This is a genomic window from Arthrobacter sp. TB 26, from assembly GCF_000427315.1.
Taxonomy (GTDB): domain Bacteria; phylum Actinomycetota; class Actinomycetes; order Actinomycetales; family Micrococcaceae; genus Arthrobacter.
Window position 1 is genome coordinate 21,893 of the sequence record NZ_AUPJ01000479.1, and the last position, 15,712, is coordinate 37,604.

Here is a 15,712-nt window from a genome sequence, read left to right on the forward strand (position 1 = left end):
CCGCCAGCTTCGATGCCGCACTCTTTAGCCGACTATCACTGAGCCGATGGCGGCCACAGGGCGAGAACGGTGAGCGGAGTCTGCGCGGCTTAAGTAAGGGTCCACGAGCGTTTTGACAGGCCGAACCAGAACCCGTCGATCGCGGTTTTGGCGTGCAGGTCGCCGGAGCCGTACGCTGCCCCGAGCGCGACATACAGCGGGGCCCAATGTTCGCTGCGAGGGTGCGCCTCGCGGGCTGCGGGGGCCTTGTGCAGGAAGTCCAGGATGGAGTCGACGTCGCCGCGCGCCATTGTTTCCTCCGCCCATTGATCGAACTCACGGGAGACCGGCGGCGGGACACTGTCGGGGCCGCCGGCGGGGTTGAACCAGCGCAGATTGTGCGTGGTGAACCCCGAACCGACGATCAGCGTGCCGCGGTCGCGCAAGGGCGCAAGCGACTTGCCCAGATCGAACAGGCCCTGCGGATCAAGGGTGGGCATGGACATTTGCACTACCGGTACATCCGCGTCCGGGAACATCTCCTTGAGCGGGACGTAGGCGCCGTGGTCCAAGCCGCGGCTCTCGTCGCGCTCGACATGGTGGCCATGACCGGCCACGAGCTTCTCCACTTCGGCGGCCAGACCGGGAGCCTGCGGGGCGTCGTAGGTGACGTCGTAGTACTTCTGGGCGAAACCGCCGAAATCATAGACCAGTCCCGGGTTTCGCCCGGTGGCGCTGAGCGTCACCGGTGCGTTCTCCCAGTGGGCGGACACCATAAGAATGTCTTTGGGCTTGTCGAAGGTGCCGGACCATGCGTTGAGTTCGCGGGTCCACGTGGCGTCGTCAGCCAACGGCGGAGCACCATGGCTGAGGAAGAGAACCGGAGGGCGGTCGAGGGTCGATGTCATGACACCATCGTAATCGCATTTACTTGAAGGTTCAAGCTTCCCTTGTCCAGTCGGACATGATGTCCCCCGCTGAACAGCACTGCGCCAGGGCTAGCTGTAACGATGTCGACTGCAGGCGTCAAGGACTTACAACCACCACTATCAGCAAATGCGCCTCAGTTTTCACAACACCTATTAAGCTGAGCATGCGCCAAGGGCGAACGGTAATGGAAGCACCGCACGTATCGCTGCGTCTGCGCTCGTCCGACGTCGCCAGCTTGGCCCTTGTGCCGCGGCCTGCATGGCCGACGAACAAGGAGCCCGTGGCCGTCAAGCTGGTCACGGAGCAGATGAAATCCAGGCGCCGCGGTTCCTCGGGCGCGGGCGTAGTATCCAAGGTTTTCCGCCATCAGGCGGCTGCAACAACAATACGAAAAATGGGGAAATGACTACTTACGAAACATCGACTGCAAGCGCGGCTCCGGAGCTGCCGCCGACACCCGACCACGCACCACAACTCAAGTCGAGGCGGCTCAAACTGGCGAAGCTCCGATCGGCCAACGGCGCCCGGATCATTCTCGGAGCGGTGCTCGCCGTGTTGCTGATCCTGACATGGCTGGCCAACAATCCCGGGTTGAGCGGCAGCAGCCCTTCCGACTGGAAGTCTGATCTGGCTCAAGCGGCCGTCAAAAACACACTGAACGCAGGGGACACTAAAGGTGCCCCGCAGCAAACCGTAGTCAACGGCTGGTATTTGAACGACATTGCCGTGGTTCAGGCCGCCCAGAACAGCTACGTCGCTGGAAGCTCCATGAGGAATGGGAACCTCTTGGCGCTGATTGGCTTGGGCATCGCTGGCGAACTGATCATCCGCGGCCTCGATGGGGCAGGCCTGTTTGGAAAGAAATCCAGACCGCTCCAAGGGCCGGAAGGCATCCGCGGATGAAGCGAATCGCAAAAGTGGTGGTTGGCGCGCTCGTACTGGCGCTGGCCGCACTCGGTGTGGCGACCATGGCTGGGTTCAGCCCGTTCCGGTTGGGCCAAGCCGACCGGGACCGGCCCGCGCTGCTGAAGTCGATCCAGGACGTCAGCCAGATCCACACCGTGATTGGCCACTTTGAGGTGGTGATCGACGACAAGAGCGACGATACGTGGGTGCCGCCTATTCTCGCCGGACGGCGAACGTTGTTTGTCGCGGCGGGCACCGTCAACGCCTATGTCGATCTGGCCGGCCTCGCAGACAAGGACCTGACGCTGTCCCCGGACGGCAAATCGGCGACGGTGCGACTGCCGGAGGCGCAGCTCGACAAGCCCAACCTCGACCTCGACCGGTCCTATATGTACAGCCAGGACCGCGGCGTGCTGGACCGGATCGTCGATGCGATCGAGGCGCCCGAGCAAGACAAAATCTACAAACTCGCAGAGAAGAAGTTCGTGGACGCGGCGGAGGAGTCGGAGCTACGGAAGCGGGCTGCCGAGAATACCAAGTCCATTCTGACTGGAATGTTTAGCTCGCTCGGAATACAAGTCACCTTCGTCGACAAGGCGGCCAGCTAGCCCGTTTAGAGCCAGTCGACGTCGGTCCGGCCAGCATCCGCAGTCTTGGCCGAACGAAACGACCCCGCACGCGTCTGTGTGCGGGGTCGTTTCGGTTTTCGAAGGGCTCACAGGGAGGACTGCGGACAGCCGAGGGACGACGTCCGTCGGGTGTCTGTGTTGACCGGTATCCTCGGGATCATGACTGAAAGCCCGCAACTGGTGAACCGAGCACGCGACTGGATCGCAAGAGCACGTTCATTTCACAACCGACAACTCACCAGTTACCGCAGGGTGAGGCGCCTCGGACGCATGAGATTCACCACGGGGCAGGCCGTAACCAACGCCACCGCCTTTTTTGTTGCCGGGTCGACGAACTCGGCTGGTCTTCCCGACTGGACCCTCTGGGGTATTTTGCTCGGGGGCTTCCTGGGCGGCAAGTACGTGTTTCCCGTCCCGGACAGCAGCATCGCCAGTCGCAGAGGCCCTGCCGACGTCGTCAGTAAAAGCGCTGCTGAGCTCGACAGTATGACACCGAACGACATCCGGGCCTACGAAAACAACATGGTTCTAAAGCACCGGCTCAAGGGCCCACCAGGGCTGGGCGCCGCACAGGCGCTGCAACGCCAGCGCGACGCGACCCGGACAGCCGAGGGGGCCGCTGGCATAGCCGCTGGAAGTCTAACCGGGCTGTCACTGGTTGACGCGCAGGCCTTTGGCGCCGTTGCAGCACAGCATGAGGATCTCGAGAGCCGGTGGCTGGCCTATGAGGTTGACCCGCACCTGCAGTTCGACTTTCCGGCGATGTCCGACACTGCCTTCCCATCGACAGCCGCGATGATCAGGGCAAGGCGGAAGGCCGAGCAGGCACAGTCAGAAGGCAACCCGGCGAACTACCGGTCCGCCGTAGGGGCATTCCGTGCGGCGCTGACGGCAGCCGAGACCGCCGCCGGAGTGCCCCAGAAGTAGGCCACCAGGCTACCGGTGGGAACCGGGTTGCGCGGATAGCCCCCCCATCGAGCCGCTGATGCAGTGACCAGGCATGGGAGGATCGGAGTATGGAAAACACCCCCGAGGTCCTGCGCTATGCGGCCTTTTCCACGACGCCGAACGGCGGCAATCCTGCCGGGCTGGTCCTGGACGCGCGCCACCTTGATGAGGCCGGGATGCTGTCGGTGGCGGCCGCCGTCGGCTACGCCGAAACGGCCTTTGTGACGGAGCAGGGCGTCGACGGCGACCCGCGTCGGAGCCGGGTCCGCTACTTCTCGCCGCTCGCCGAGGTGCCATTCTGTGGCCATGCGACGATTGCGCTCGCCGTTGCGCTGAGCGGTCGCGACGGGGCTGGATCCTTCACCTTTGACACCCCTGTCGGCCCGGTCGTGATCGAGACAGCAGGCGACGGCGCCGACATCGCAGCGTCGTTCACGGCCGTTGAGCCGCGGCTGGCCGAATTCGACGACGCCGTCCTGGCTGAACTCCTCGGTTTGCTAGGCGTCGGGCAGGGAAATCTCGATCCGGCCTATCCGCCGAGGATCGCGTATTCGGGAAACTGGCATCCGGTGCTGGTTCTCGCCGACCGCACCCTTTTCGATTCCTTTGGCTTCGATCCGGAGGCGGTGCGCCGCCTCATGGACGCTCAGGGCTGGGCCGCCACGGTGACCGTCCTCCACCCAATTGCTGACGCCGAATTCGAAGCTCGGAATCTGTTCCCGGTGGGCGCCATCACGGAGGACCCTGCGACGGGCGCCGCCGCGGCTGCAGTCGGTGGCTACCTGCGTATCCTGGGCCTGGTCGAACCGCCGTCGAGAATCCTGATCCATCAGGGACGGCACGTCGGCCGGCCGGGCCTACTCACCGTGGACATTCCCGCCGCCGGCGGGATAGTGGTCAGCGGCACGGCCGTCCGGATTGCGAGCAAGGAACCGCTGTGACCGGAGGGAAGAGGCTGGGCGGACCGCACTGGCGGCGAGTGGTGGCAGCCCTGGCCAACAACGACGCGCGGACCGCCTACGCGCAAATCGTGCTGTGCGCCAAGCTCCCCGACGTGTTCGCTGAGCTGAATGCCCGACGTCGAGACAGGGCCATCGCCGCTCTGCTGGAGTCCGGGCTCGTCGAACGGAATGCTGCCAACGAACTGGAGGCGTCCGGGGCGATCTTCAGCGGCCTGCTCGCCCAGCAACCCCGATGACGCCGTGATGCTGCGCCGATACTTGATCGACTTCGAACTATTGGAACGAACTCCCTCCGGCTCCTCATACTCCCGGCACGACGAAACATAGGGACGAGGGCCACCGGATTCTGAGCGGTCAGCCCGCGCTCTGGCCCTCGCGGGCTCGGGATTTTTGCTTCGGGTGCGGTGGCCGCGGACGTTGCATCGGCCGCAGCGGTCGGCGTGGGCTTTGCAAGATGCTTCACCGTTGGATGCCAGCAGGGCAGCCATGGCAATGGCCAGGTCGAACACCTATTTAGGACTCTTCTAAATACGTGTCAGACCAAATAGATGAACTTGAGCCTGTACGCTCCAGTCGACCGGACCGGGCTCGGCCTGGCCGTAACCTTCGAGTTCCTCGGCGCGCTCGCTGTCGCCATCGCCGGCTCGCGACGTCTGCCCGACCTTGCCGGGGCCGTCCTGGCCGACATCGGCGTGGTGGCGTCATAACACCCCGGTCCCACTGCAGACATTACGGGCATTGACCTGCACTGCCCGCAGCGGCGGCCCGAACTGCTACATCCTGCTCAACCGCACTGTCGACGGGCGCCTCCCCGGCCTGCGAGGAACGACCGTGACCAGCATCAACCCCATCTGGGCGGCCCAGACCAACTGGGCCTTCCTCCCATCAGGCCCATGACCCCATCGAATGGATTGGCATGGGCTGATCGTCATCAGCAACGTCGTGGTGTCCGTGCCGGGTTTTGCCTCGCCCAGGAAACGAGGGCAGCGGTGGCGCTGCGGGCATCACGGACGGGCTGAGGCCTTTGCTGTCTCGGCAAATCCTTCCAGCCCGACCGCATCGAGGCCGAGGTATTCCGGATGGTGAGCTTAGGAACTTCCTCATCGGCAGACCTCGCCCAACACCGCCGCTGACGCACGCACCACGACGACACACAACTTTGATGAGCCGCTTTCCCGCAGACCCTACCAAATGACACTATGATTCGGGGTTGTGAACACCATTACCCGACTCGGAGGAACTCAATGGTCCTGCCTCTAGTCCCCCTTGCCTTGATCGGCATCGGGGTCATCAGCGGCGCGAGCGGCGCGGCCTTTGGCCTCAAAGGCGGCTATGACATCAAGAGCGCCAACGACCGTATCCGGAAGTCTGGAGCGCATTACGACCAGGAACGTCGCAAGCTTGAGGCTCACGAGCTGCTCACGAACGATTCCCTGAAAGTCCTCGGCACCCGCCAGGAGCAGGCCATTCACATGATTGTTGAGCGAATGGCTGACTTCCTGCGGCGGCACGAGAAGCGGGTGACGGAGAGCGAGAAGCTCTTAGTAGACGGACTTGAGTCGACGCCGGGGCAGGTCACGCTCGAAGGAAGTCTGGGGCAGGAAGCGATCTCCTGGATGCGCGGGATGGTCGGGTCGGCAGCCACGGGGGTCGGCATCAACTCCGGCATCACCACGGCAGTTACAGCGTTCGCCGCCGCGAGCACAGGCACTTCCATCTCGGCTTTGTCCGGTGTGGCCGCGACAAACGCGACTCTTGCCTTTCTCGGTGGTGGCAGCATTGCCTCGGGTGGCGCCGGGATGGCAGCCGGAGCAGCCGCCCTAAACTTCGTTACGATTGGGCCCGCGATCCTCGTAAGTGGTCTTGTGGTCGCTGGGCAGGGTGAGAAAGCGAAGACGAAAGCCCGCGAAAACGAGGCCAAGGTAGGCGTCGCAATCGCCGAGATGCAGGTGACGAAAGCGAAGTTCGACGCGGTCGGCGCACGGGCCGCGGAACTCGAGGGGTTGCTTTGCCGACTTGTCGTGCGAGCCACGTCGGCACTCGAGCTACTCGAGTCCGAACTTTTCGACCCCGCACGCCATGCGGCTCGGTTCCAGCAAGCGGTGACGTTGACGATTGCCGTTCGCAACGTCGCATCAGCTAAAGTCGTTGACGAATCGGGAGACTTGAACGAGGAGACAGCCAAGTTCAATGTCAAGTACCGCACTCTGGTCAAGGAGGCTGAGGATGTCTGACGCGAAGGTGCACGTCGGCAAGGTGGTTGGATCAAAGCACTCGCCAATTCTCAACGCTGATGCGTTCGCCGCTCTCAGCGAGATCGTGGGGGCCGCACGCGAGTACGGCCGGATCCGGCAGGAGGAACACACAAAGCGCGAAGCTATTGCAGCGGCCGAGCATGTCCAAGTCGACCGCATCCACGCGGCCGAGAAGATTCTGAGGCTCTACTTCGAGGGAATCTTTGCTGAGCGCGCAAAGACCAGCGAGGACATGTTTGTCCGCCTCGACCGGGCCATGGACTCGGGAGACCCCCAAATGGTTCACGCCGTCGTCCGGGGCATCGTCGATCTCGCCCAGTCTTCGCCGCTCGCTGGCCTGGAGGACTTTGGCAAGTTCTGGGCAGAACTCGGCACCGACGCCAACCCCGTTGAACTGTAAGACGGTTGGCATAGGGATCTCTCTCATCGGAGGACCTCGGCCTCTACCCGGACAGCCTCGCGACCACGCCGTCGCATCCTCAACCGCGAAGAGTCCAATGAGTGGCTATTCGCGGCGGATTCCCTGCCGCGATGCATATTCTGCAGCCCGTGGTCAGGCGGCGGTCCTGAGCATAAACCGAGGATCAAATTTCTCTCCGCCACTGAACACCGACGAGCTGGCATTCTTCGACGCGGTGGCCTGGAAGGAGTCCGCTGTCCAGGTTCAGAGAGAAGGGGTACTGGCCAATAATCCCCGAGCTGGTCTCCGTCATGGCCTTAACATCCGAACAGACTGGACGGTCCGGGATGATGTGCGGGCCAAACTGCGCTCTTCAGTCCAGCGGTTGCTAGTCAAGTTCGACTACCCACCGGATAAAGCAGCCGCAGACGATCCGGCGTCGATAAAGCCTACTTGCCGATCCATGCGTGCAGGCCTTATCCATGGTATGTGATGTTAAGGTCATGGTGCGTAGCGGCCCACTGGCAGTCGGGCGGCGTGCAGAAAAGCCCTGCGCCCCAAAGGGTGCAGAGCCATTCCGTCTACGCGTAAACGGTGTTCTCGACCTTCCACTGCATCAGCCGCGGGTAGACCCAGAATGTGTAGATGCCCAGTGTGATTATGCTTAGCAGCAGCCACTTGATCCAGAGACCGAAGATGCCCCACCCGGTGCCGATGAACAAAAGCTGCCGGCCATGCAGAAACGTGTTCTTGGCCCGCCACCGTTCGACCAGGACAACCGCGAAGGGGTAGCAGATCCCAATCGTGCAGATCGTAATCAGGACGCCGAGGATCTGGGTTCCGAACCAGGACGCAGCCCCGCCGCTGAACTTGTAGATCTTGACGCCGGGAACGGTTCCGACGCCGGCGCTCACCATGGTCCCTGGGTTGGCGGTCGGCATCTGCCCGTACGACGAACTTTTCTCATTGTTGATGCTCAAGGATTCCCCCAATTGATAGTGCGAAAGTGCACAGTCGAACTGTATGTGTCACCAAGCAACAGGGCGTGCCCGGACACAGCCGCAAGCCTCTGTTACCCCGGAATCTGGATCCGTGCGGCTTCCTGCATCAACGGGGTGGAGATCATCACGGTCGAAGTACCGGGCGCAATGTCGAAGGCAATGAATCCTCGTGTTTTGTCACCCGGCAGAACGTCGCCGGAGCCAAGCTGGTTGTCGGCAAAGAGGTTCCATCCGGCCTGCACGTTTGGTTCCTCGCGATGATGATGATGAACGGCGACGAAGACTACGACGCCGACCACTTTGAGACATGCCTGTAGACCAGGCCCCTTGCGATGTGTGCGTAACATCTGTCCCTCGTCGCGGAGTTACTTTCCTCTCGCTGACGCCGCTAGTTCAGGTTCATGCCGAACTGCCGCGTGAGGAGGGCCCGCTTGAAGTGGGCTTCGGCTGCGTCGACTTGGGCAGTCGGCGCGCTCGGCGAGAAGACCTGCAAGATGCTGAACTGGAAGTGCTGCCGGTGCCGGGCGTCGGCGGCAGCCAGCTCCCGGAGAGCGACGTTGCCGCCGTGGCCGTTCCTGGCGTATTCGCCCCAGCGGCCCAGGAACTTTTCTGCACCGCCGGCCTTCCCCACGTACAGCCTGCCGGTGCTGGTGTCCGCAATGAGGTAGATCCCCTGCACCGAGCTGAGGGCCGTCCGCCATTGCCCGTAGCGGTCATCGGCGATGACGGCCTGGAGCTCCTCGAAGCTGACAAGGACCGAATCGAACCCCGGGAACGGCACACTGGCCGGGTCGGAGATCTCGACAACCGTCATGAAAGTTGCCTGGTCACCGGTTTTCGCCCAGTTCACCGGGTCGTTTGTCCACTCAATAACCAGGCGGTCCGCCAGGGCAGCGAACACCGGTGAGGGCCGCGGGTCGAAGTAGCGGCGAAGGTCGGTGCGCTCTGCAAGGACTTCGCCATGGTTCTCGTGCGCGGTAACGAACCGGGCACGCCGTCCGGTAGTGGCGAGGAAGTTCAGCCAGATCCTGGAGGAGTCGCCGGCAGTTTGCTGTTGCGGATGCCCTGCTCCCGCACGTACGGCAGAAGGCTGGGTCCCGCCGCGTTTTCAGCCCATCCGGTTTGAGCGTGTGCCGGATAACCTGCACGGCCTCTGGTGCCAGCCCAGCCGCCTGGAAGAGATTTCCGAGGCTCAGTCCGCCCGAGATGTCGTTGTCCATGTCCTGCCTTCGCTCATTCCTGCCGATCGGCCGCCTAGATCGTTCACGATCAGGCCTTGCAGAACCCGTTCGTTTTGATGACGTCGATGATCTGCTGCGCTTCGGCGTCGGATACCGATTCCACCTGGCCACCGGTGAACCGGGTCTTGGCCGCGGTGATGAGTTTGTCAGCCGGGGATCCACCGAGGATGCTGGTGCACTGGTTTCGGGAGTTGTCGACGGCCTTGTCGTTATCCAGCCGCGGGTTGATCTTCGCGAGCTCGGCGCGCAGGCTCGCGGCCTGTGCAGCGTCGGGCTTCGGGATCTGGCTGGCCGGGGCCGCCGAGGATGGCGTCTCGGTGTTCGGTGAGCCAGCGCACCCCGCGACCAGCACTGCCGTCAGGGTTGAGAGCGACACAGCGACACAGCGGCAAAGATCTTCTTCATGGTTCCCCCAAGTGGTGTTCAGCGTGCCCCGGACAGGAATGGGGCCTCTCAGAGGTTACCGACCTCCGCGCGGGAAGCGTTGTTGCACCCATTGCTACGGCGGTTCGGAAGCTTACGGTGGCGTCGTCAGGATGAGCGCTAAAAGAGGGTTGCCGAGGTCCCGGCGTCGTGGAGGCCCGGCCCTTGCGCCAGCTTGCACTGCAGCGTTCGCCAAGCGGCGTCGGAACGGGATCTTGCTGGCAGCCAGCCAGAAGTTACGACACGGAAGGCGTCAAAGTAGAACTCCACCACCTTGTGTGGTCGGACGCGCGCGGATTCCACCCGAGGATCGCCGATCGCCCCGACCTGACCCTGGAGTGCATCCGTCGGCATTATCTTGGCGAGCTGCCGAACCCCCTTGCGAAGCCCCTTGCAAGGTATTCGGATTTCTTCGCCCTGTTCAAGACCTTCCGCGAGTACGTCGAGTTCTTCCTGCTGCAGGATCTGTTAGAGGAGGACGGCCAGAACGTCCGGTCCTTCCTCCACCCGATTGCCGACTTCAGAACAAAGGACGCCGTTCCGAAGGACGGGCCGGAATACCTCACGTATCTGGAAAACAGCAACGCCTTCATCAGCGCACGCAATCGCAGGATCGACGAACAACCCTGAAGCGCTGGCTCATGAGGCCGGCCAGCCGCCGGAGGCACGTTCGATTCCCCGATATGCAGAAGGCATGAGTTTTGTGTGCCATGCCAACCCCGCGCTGCGGCCTCACGATGAGCGGTGGATAATCGGCACATGACAGCTCGCACCCCTCTGACCAGTTCAGCCGTGGAGCACTTCGGTGAGTTGATCCGGCCCGGGAAGTACGGGCACCGCCTGACCCGCGAGATGTACGCCCTGGTGAACAAGAGTTCATCAACACGGATCCCTGAGTCGATGCTCACGGATGAGCTGCGGGCTTACCTGGCGCCGCACTACGAGGACGACGAACTGACGATCCACACCGACGAGTTCTGCCGTCGTCAGCGCGAGGCTGCCCTGGAGAACTTCGACCTCAACATGGCCTTCTTCGCCCAGATCCCCGAGGCGGATTTCGAGGACGCGCTGACGGAGATGCTGGCCAAGAACAAGCGGCTGCGACCCGTCACTGACCTGAAGACCCTGGACGAAGAATGGGGCGTTTACGTGCTGGTGCTGGATCGGTACCGGCAGGCCTACATCGGCCAGGCCTCCTGGGACATGCGGAAACGCATCAAGCAGCACTGGAACGGGACCAAGCAGTTCGACCGGCTCCTGTGGGGCGGGGTCGAGGAGTCCGTGATGTCGATTGACTCGTTCCGGGCCCTGGACACAACACGGATCTTCGCCGCGCGGACCATCAACTATGACGCCCTGGAGTCCAGACTTGTAAGGTCGTTCCCGCCCGACTATTTGCTCAACCGCATCGGCGGCGGGGCGGTGACCGGGTTGCGCGGGTTGTTCATCGGCGCCGAGATGAAGCGGCGGAAACTGATCATCGATCCTGGGACGGGAGCGGCCGGGACCGATTGATGATCGCGAGCTGGATTACGGTCATCGCCTGAACGTCGACCTGATCGGAGCCCCTTGTGCAAGGGCGAGCGTCATGCAAGAGTGCCGTCCATGACTGAATCCATCGATGCTGAGGTCGCGCGCACACTCAGCACAATTCCAGTTCGTGCGTCTCGCCAAATGACCGCCACCGAGTATCAGGTGCGCGTGGCCGAGGTCCTCAACCTTTTTGACATCGAAGCGGTCGGCGACGAAACGGGAATTCGTTACGGGGGCGAGGGCGTTGAGCTGGAAGATCAGCCCTTAGAAGCGGCCGTCCGAATACTCATTGGCAGGCGATTCGGCATCCCGGAAGCTCTAGTGTGAAGGGGCCATGCCCACTTAGTCGGGGCGCCGCCGAGGACCTGGACGGCTGCACATTCCCGAGGTGGAGGCCTTATCGCCGATCCACAGATCGAAGCGGCCCAGATCCACGAAGGTGCCGACCTGACCAGCAACGCCGACGAGGTGAAATCGGCCGGGCGCCTAGAGTCGGCGGCAGAAGTGAAGCCGGACTTCAGGCCAGCAGGAATTCACACCAGAGCGGGTAGTTGTCGGAGATCCGCCACGACATTTCGCTGTGCTTGGTTTTGTCGTCGTCGAAGATGGTCCGCGGGACCGCGTTCAGCTCTGCCGGCGGCCACCGGCCCGTGGAGATGAACGCTTCGTAGAGCGGTCGCCGATCCGGTCCAGATTGAAGTCACCGAGCACGATGAGGTCGGAGTTCCAGTCGTTGGGCCGCACCGCCCAGTCGTGCATCCACTGGGCGAACGCGGTGATCTCCGGCAGCCGCCCCGCAGGGTTCTTGCCCCAGAGGATGTGGACGGAGGCGAGGGTGAACTCCACCCCGGCCCGGGAGAAGCTGGCGGTGTACGGGGTGCGGGCGAACTGGCGCTGCGGTCATCCCCGATCGGGGGCAGAACCCGCGTTCTGTCTTAGAGAAAGGCGATACGTTCGCCGTTGCCGGCGGCCCCCTCGGTCGCATCGGAGATGATGACCCGCCAGTCCGGTCCAAGGCTGGCCAGGAGCCGCTTCAGGGCTGCCGGGTTGCGGCGGGACTCCTGAACCGCGACGACGTCGAACCGGCAGATCACCTCCGCCAGGCAGGCGATGGAGTGCCAGTCCCGGTTGGGTGAGTCTTTGGGGCCGGCCAGCCACTTGCCGGTCAGGTCACCCAAGGCGCGGATGTTCCAGGTGCCGACCAAGAGGTTGGACGTCGTTTGACGGTCGCCAACGAATACCGCGGCGTCGAGTGGACGACCACGATCCTGGGCAACGCGCTGGGCATGGCCAGTTTCGGCAAGCCCATCTCCCGGAAGACAGCCGACCGGCTGGTGGCCGAGCTCATCCAGCGGGCCCGGGATTACAACGCCGACCCGGGCAAGCTGATGTTTGTCCGGTCCCTGACCCTTTTCGGCAGCTACCTCGACGAGTCGGTGGACCCGCTCGGGGATCTCGACGTCGGCCTGTCACACGGGCCCCGGACCACTGACTCCGCTGTCCTGCGCCGGTACTCCAAGGCCAGCGGACGCAATTTCAGGTCCTACATCGACGAACGGTTCTGGCGCCAGCAGGAGCTCTTCCTGTTCCTGAAGAACCGGTCGGCGGCGATCAGTCTCACCCTCGAGGATCTCTCTGTGATCACGGACCGGACCCGGGTCGTCTATTCCATCGACGAGGACCCCGGCGCTATCGCCCCGCCGGCAACGGCTAATTGAGTCAACGCGGGTTGTTGCGGCTCATTTCGCGACGCTGTACCGTTCATTCGGGGGACGGACCGGACCTCAGCAGGCACGAGAGGACCGCCCCATCAGCGACACTGGACGTATAGTCGGCCTAAACCCATGCGGGTGAATCTGCTGGTCATCGGCGGTTTCTCCCTTGCGGTCGTGATCGCCGCAGCCGCTACCTCTCTCGTGCTCACGACGACCATGGGCGATCCCGTCGCCGGCAGGTCCGAAGCATCTTCCCCGGCCGCGCCTACCCCCGAAAAGCCAAGGATCGGCACGACCCCCTCGCCGACGCCGCCAGCCCGGCAGCCAGTCGGGCCGTCCGTCGCCGGAGACCCCGGCTCCGACAGTGAACTACCCCGTAGAGCGAACCAAGAGCCTGAAATACCCGGAAGCGCTGTGCCACGGAAGCAGGGGCCGGGTGCGGATCCAAAGACGGCCATGCCCGTAAGCGTCGGGCCACAGGTGCAAGGCTCGGGTCCGGACTTGACCGCGCCTGTTCCGCCGGCAGGGATCGTTCTTGGCCAGACGACGGACGAGGCGGGCAACCCGCACACCCTGGTACTGAATGTTGCCGCCCCAGCCCGTGATGCGTTGCTTCACCCTGACCACGTCTTCGCCGTTATCTCCGGGGCTTCCAGATTCTCCGTCGCCGGGGATGCGGCTGTTGATTCATGGCGCTTCGCGGTGAACTCGGGTCTGACCGGAGCAGGGGCCCCCATGGTCGTGATCAAGAGTGCGGTCGGGAAAAGTGTGCAGGACCATGCATTAAACCCCGCTTCGTTCAGCTACCCGACTGAATTGAACGAAGACCCCGCGGGGGCATCCATTCGTTTGAGCGCCCTCATCGCCGACGTGATCTCGAAGGCGCAATCCCCGGACCCGGACAGCTCCCTTTACTCGGACCTGGCCGCGCGGTTGACAGACGAATCGTGGACGGGAGTCTTGATCTTCAACGCCGCGGCGACGGTTCCCGGCGAGATCTTCGGACAAACGACCGGCGCTCTGGCTGACAGGCAGGTCGTAGCGCTCAACGTCGGGCTTGACGTATCGGGGATCATCACGCCGAGAACTTCTGGCCGCTTATTCGGGTTGGTCGACCAGTCTCAGGCCTCCGGTGACGCGCTGCCGCCTGGGGTTCGGTATCTGCGGGCCCTGCTCACCAACGGTGCGCTGGCCACCTACAATCAGGGGTAGGTCAGACCACCTGCACGGGCGGAGGCTTTGCCGAATGCTCGTAGGGTCAACGAAAAGCCCCGTACCGGTGACTTGGGTTCTAGCGGTCGTTGCAACACCCAGAATTTTTGGGAGTTGCAACGACCGTGTCGTCTTTAACGGGAGAACCTCGAACCAACAGGAAGTACGCGCAGGGGCAGAAGGATGAGTTCTTCGTCGTGTTCGACCGGCTCAAGAGCACGGGGGCGGCGGCCAGGGAGCTGGGATTGAGCCCCGATACGTGCGCCGGCTGGGTGCGTAAAGCCGGACTGAAGAGCCATGGTAAACCGGGGGCGCGCCCTCACCGGGGCCGGGATGAGTACTTCCGGTTACGCAAGGCCGGCTTGAGTCGGCGGGAGGCGGCCGCAGCGGTCAGCGTGCATCCCAGGACCGCGGCGGAGTGGGACCTGGGGATTCGTAAGTCAGGCGGCCGACGCATTTACGCTGATGGGCGGGTGGTCGATTACAAACGTGGTGTGACCACTATGACCTCGCCGGCCCTCGCCCCACCGACAGCGGCTCTCGAGAAACTCATCGACCCGCGATTTCTTAGCGTGCAGGAGCGGGAGATGATCCGGGACCTGAAAGCCTCGGGTTCATCGATGCGGGCGATCGCCAGCGTGCTTGGCCGTTCGGCTTCAACGATCAGCCGCGAGCTGGGCCGAAATGCCGATGCCCTGTTGGGCTATCTGCCCCACGGGGCGCAGCGGAAGGCCGCTGCCCGGCGGCCACGACCCAAAAACGCCAAGCTCGCTGGCGAGTCGGACCTGCGCGACTATGTGAAGGCCAAGCTGCTCATACGCTGGTCTCCGGAGCAGATCAGCCACACCCTGGTCAAAAAGTTCCCCGACCAACCGGAGATGCGTGTGAGTCCAGAGACGATCTATCAAGCCCTCTACGTCCAGGCCAGAGGCGGACTCAAACGCGAAATACAGGCAGCCCTGCGCACCGGCCGGACCCGCCGGAAACACCACCAGAGCGGGGAACAGCGCACCTCCCGGTTCGTGGATCCGATGGTCATGATCTCCGAGCGTCCACCCGAGATCGAGGACCGCGCAGTACCCGGTCATTGGGAGGGGGATCTCATCACCGGCGCCTACAACCAGTCCGCGATCGGAACCCTGGTCGAACGCACCACCCGCTACGTGATGCTCGTCCACCTGCCAAATGACCACACCGCCGAAACCGTCCGGGACGGGCTCATCAACACCATCTCTGCCCTGCCGGCACATCTGCGAGGCTCTCTGACCTGGGACCAGGGCGCGGAAATGGCCGCCCACAAGACCTTCACCCTAGCCACCGAAATGCAGGTTTACTTCTGCGACCCAGCCAGCCCCTGGCAGCGCGGTTCGAACGAGAACACTAACGGGCTGCTGCGCCAGTACTTCCCCAAAAGCACCGACCTGTCCGCCTACGGACCTGAAGACCTCGAACACGTCGCTCAGGAGCTCAACGGCCGCCCACGCAAAACGCTCGGCTGGGATACCCCAGCCGAGCGTCTACGTGATTTACTACTAACCACCTAACCACCAGGTGTTGCAACGACCCCTAGAAACCGCC

The 15,712-nt window shown here is 63.2% G+C and carries 23 protein-coding genes; 16 read left to right on the forward strand and 7 right to left on the reverse strand.

The features are described from left to right. Window positions 1–89 precede the first annotated feature (89 nt). Window positions 90–887, reverse strand: a complete 798-nt coding sequence (locus K789_RS0118470) for a dioxygenase (protein ID WP_024368052.1) — start codon at window positions 885–887, stop codon at window positions 90–92. A 424-nt stretch (window positions 888–1,311) separates the two neighbouring features. Between K789_RS0118470 and K789_RS0118475 the strand changes: the two genes are divergently transcribed. From K789_RS0118475 to K789_RS24755, 10 genes are all read left to right on the forward strand, one after another. Beyond that, complete coding sequence (locus K789_RS0118475; RefSeq protein WP_024368053.1) at window positions 1,312–1,812, forward strand: hypothetical protein; 501 nt, start codon at window positions 1,312–1,314, stop codon at window positions 1,810–1,812. Beyond that, window positions 1,809–2,423: a DUF4230 domain-containing protein gene (locus tag K789_RS0118480; protein WP_024368054.1), complete on the forward strand. Its 615-nt coding sequence runs from the start codon at window positions 1,809–1,811 to the stop codon at window positions 2,421–2,423. The genes K789_RS0118475 and K789_RS0118480 overlap by 4 nt, the downstream gene beginning before the upstream one ends. Window positions 2,424–2,603: 180 nt before the next feature. Next, the gene (locus K789_RS24175; protein WP_128081672.1) at window positions 2,604–3,371 is read left to right on the forward strand and encodes a hypothetical protein; all 768 of its coding nucleotides are present in this window, start codon (window positions 2,604–2,606) and stop codon (window positions 3,369–3,371) included. 89 nt (window positions 3,372–3,460) lie between these two features. After that, window positions 3,461–4,333, forward strand: coding sequence for a PhzF family phenazine biosynthesis protein (locus K789_RS0118490; protein WP_024368056.1), 873 nt, complete (start codon window positions 3,461–3,463; stop codon window positions 4,331–4,333). Beyond that, the gene (locus tag K789_RS23505; protein ID WP_051181152.1) at window positions 4,330–4,590 is read left to right on the forward strand and encodes a hypothetical protein; all 261 of its coding nucleotides are present in this window, start codon (window positions 4,330–4,332) and stop codon (window positions 4,588–4,590) included. The genes K789_RS0118490 and K789_RS23505 overlap by 4 nt, the downstream gene beginning before the upstream one ends. 7 nt (window positions 4,591–4,597) lie before the next feature. After that, window positions 4,598–4,681, forward strand: coding sequence for a DUF2087 domain-containing protein (locus K789_RS26285; protein ID WP_237739640.1), 84 nt, complete (start codon window positions 4,598–4,600; stop codon window positions 4,679–4,681). Between the two features lie 221 nt (window positions 4,682–4,902). Continuing rightward, window positions 4,903–5,061: a hypothetical protein gene (locus K789_RS25490; protein WP_157835698.1), complete on the forward strand. Its 159-nt coding sequence runs from the start codon at window positions 4,903–4,905 to the stop codon at window positions 5,059–5,061. A gap of 564 nt (window positions 5,062–5,625) precedes the next feature. Continuing rightward, the gene (locus tag K789_RS0118510; protein WP_237739638.1) at window positions 5,626–6,588 is read left to right on the forward strand and encodes a hypothetical protein; all 963 of its coding nucleotides are present in this window, start codon (window positions 5,626–5,628) and stop codon (window positions 6,586–6,588) included. Beyond that, on the forward strand, window positions 6,581–7,009 hold the full coding sequence (locus K789_RS0118515) for a hypothetical protein (protein WP_024368058.1): 429 nt from the start codon (window positions 6,581–6,583) through the stop codon (window positions 7,007–7,009). Before K789_RS0118510 ends, K789_RS0118515 begins: the two co-directional genes overlap by 8 nt. A gap of 97 nt (window positions 7,010–7,106) precedes the next feature. Then, window positions 7,107–7,502 carry a type I restriction enzyme endonuclease domain-containing protein gene (locus tag K789_RS24755; protein ID WP_084507695.1) on the forward strand — a complete coding sequence of 132 codons (396 nt, stop codon included), beginning with the start codon at window positions 7,107–7,109 and terminating at the stop codon, window positions 7,500–7,502. Window positions 7,503–7,590: 88 nt separating this feature from the next. Here K789_RS24755 and K789_RS0118520 read toward each other — a convergent pair whose 3' ends face one another. From K789_RS0118520 to K789_RS0118535, 4 genes are all read right to left on the reverse strand, one after another. Then, complete coding sequence (locus tag K789_RS0118520) at window positions 7,591–7,989, reverse strand: DUF898 domain-containing protein (RefSeq protein WP_237739639.1); 399 nt, start codon at window positions 7,987–7,989, stop codon at window positions 7,591–7,593. A 92-nt stretch (window positions 7,990–8,081) separates the two neighbouring features. Continuing rightward, complete coding sequence (locus K789_RS25240) at window positions 8,082–8,309, reverse strand: hypothetical protein (protein WP_128081673.1); 228 nt, start codon at window positions 8,307–8,309, stop codon at window positions 8,082–8,084. Window positions 8,310–8,398: 89 nt separating this feature from the next. After that, window positions 8,399–8,824 carry a GIY-YIG nuclease family protein gene (locus tag K789_RS23510; RefSeq protein WP_128081674.1) on the reverse strand — a complete coding sequence of 142 codons (426 nt, stop codon included), beginning with the start codon at window positions 8,822–8,824 and terminating at the stop codon, window positions 8,399–8,401. Window positions 8,825–9,279: 455 nt separating this feature from the next. Continuing rightward, complete coding sequence (locus K789_RS0118535) at window positions 9,280–9,627, reverse strand: hypothetical protein (protein WP_024368060.1); 348 nt, start codon at window positions 9,625–9,627, stop codon at window positions 9,280–9,282. A gap of 212 nt (window positions 9,628–9,839) precedes the next feature. Here K789_RS0118535 and K789_RS0118540 point away from each other — a divergent pair, with 212 nt between their 5' ends. The 3 genes from K789_RS0118540 to K789_RS0118550 all read left to right on the forward strand — a co-directional run bounded on the left by K789_RS0118540 (window position 9,840) and on the right by K789_RS0118550 (window position 11,534). Beyond that, window positions 9,840–10,304 (forward strand): DUF6994 family protein, encoded by a 465-nt coding sequence (locus K789_RS0118540; RefSeq protein WP_128081675.1) that lies wholly within the window; start codon window positions 9,840–9,842, stop codon window positions 10,302–10,304. A gap of 129 nt (window positions 10,305–10,433) precedes the next feature. Then, window positions 10,434–11,189 carry a GIY-YIG nuclease family protein gene (locus K789_RS0118545; protein WP_024368062.1) on the forward strand — a complete coding sequence of 252 codons (756 nt, stop codon included), beginning with the start codon at window positions 10,434–10,436 and terminating at the stop codon, window positions 11,187–11,189. Between the two features lie 90 nt (window positions 11,190–11,279). Further along, the gene (locus K789_RS0118550; RefSeq protein ID WP_024368063.1) at window positions 11,280–11,534 is read left to right on the forward strand and encodes a hypothetical protein; all 255 of its coding nucleotides are present in this window, start codon (window positions 11,280–11,282) and stop codon (window positions 11,532–11,534) included. A gap of 297 nt (window positions 11,535–11,831) precedes the next feature. Here the strand turns inward: K789_RS0118550 and K789_RS25715 are convergent, their stop codons facing one another. Together K789_RS25715 and K789_RS25720 are read right to left on the reverse strand one after the other, a co-directional pair. Next, window positions 11,832–12,053, reverse strand: a complete 222-nt coding sequence (locus K789_RS25715; RefSeq protein ID WP_024368064.1) for a hypothetical protein — start codon at window positions 12,051–12,053, stop codon at window positions 11,832–11,834. Window positions 12,054–12,142: 89 nt separating this feature from the next. Beyond that, on the reverse strand, window positions 12,143–12,385 hold the full coding sequence (locus tag K789_RS25720) for a hypothetical protein (RefSeq protein ID WP_051181157.1): 243 nt from the start codon (window positions 12,383–12,385) through the stop codon (window positions 12,143–12,145). 42 nt (window positions 12,386–12,427) lie between these two features. Between K789_RS25720 and K789_RS24190 the strand changes: the two genes are divergently transcribed. The 3 genes from K789_RS24190 to K789_RS0118575 all read left to right on the forward strand — a co-directional run bounded on the left by K789_RS24190 (window position 12,428) and on the right by K789_RS0118575 (window position 15,678). After that, complete coding sequence (locus K789_RS24190) at window positions 12,428–12,925, forward strand: hypothetical protein (protein ID WP_024368066.1); 498 nt, start codon at window positions 12,428–12,430, stop codon at window positions 12,923–12,925. Between the two features lie 498 nt (window positions 12,926–13,423). Next, window positions 13,424–14,134, forward strand: a complete 711-nt coding sequence (locus K789_RS0118570) for a hypothetical protein (RefSeq protein WP_128081676.1) — start codon at window positions 13,424–13,426, stop codon at window positions 14,132–14,134. A gap of 362 nt (window positions 14,135–14,496) precedes the next feature. Further along, window positions 14,497–15,678 carry an IS30 family transposase gene (locus tag K789_RS0118575; protein ID WP_128081639.1) on the forward strand — a complete coding sequence of 394 codons (1,182 nt, stop codon included), beginning with the start codon at window positions 14,497–14,499 and terminating at the stop codon, window positions 15,676–15,678. Window positions 15,679–15,712: the final 34 nt, after the last annotated feature.

Bases quoted from the DNA above. Each gene is read 5' to 3' on its own strand.
- K789_RS0118470 (WP_024368052.1), bottom strand. From the start codon at position 887: ATGACATCGACCCTCGACCGCCCTCCGGTTCTCTTCCTCAGCCATGGT.
- K789_RS23510 (WP_128081674.1), bottom strand. From the start codon at position 8,824: ATGACGGTTGTCGAGATCTCCGACCCGGCCAGTGTGCCGTTCCCGGGG.
- K789_RS0118515 (WP_024368058.1), top strand. From the start codon at position 6,581: ATGTCTGACGCGAAGGTGCACGTCGGCAAGGTGGTTGGATCAAAGCAC.
- K789_RS0118490 (WP_024368056.1), top strand. From the start codon at position 3,461: ATGGAAAACACCCCCGAGGTCCTGCGCTATGCGGCCTTTTCCACGACG.
- K789_RS0118545 (WP_024368062.1), top strand. From the start codon at position 10,434: ATGACAGCTCGCACCCCTCTGACCAGTTCAGCCGTGGAGCACTTCGGT.
- K789_RS24755 (WP_084507695.1), top strand. From the start codon at position 7,107: ATGAGTGGCTATTCGCGGCGGATTCCCTGCCGCGATGCATATTCTGCA.
- K789_RS26285 (WP_237739640.1), top strand. From the start codon at position 4,598: ATGCTGCGCCGATACTTGATCGACTTCGAACTATTGGAACGAACTCCC.
- K789_RS24175 (WP_128081672.1), top strand. From the start codon at position 2,604: ATGACTGAAAGCCCGCAACTGGTGAACCGAGCACGCGACTGGATCGCA.
- K789_RS0118480 (WP_024368054.1), top strand. From the start codon at position 1,809: ATGAAGCGAATCGCAAAAGTGGTGGTTGGCGCGCTCGTACTGGCGCTG.
- K789_RS0118550 (WP_024368063.1), top strand. From the start codon at position 11,280: ATGACTGAATCCATCGATGCTGAGGTCGCGCGCACACTCAGCACAATT.
- K789_RS0118475 (WP_024368053.1), top strand. From the start codon at position 1,312: ATGACTACTTACGAAACATCGACTGCAAGCGCGGCTCCGGAGCTGCCG.
- K789_RS25490 (WP_157835698.1), top strand. From the start codon at position 4,903: ATGAACTTGAGCCTGTACGCTCCAGTCGACCGGACCGGGCTCGGCCTG.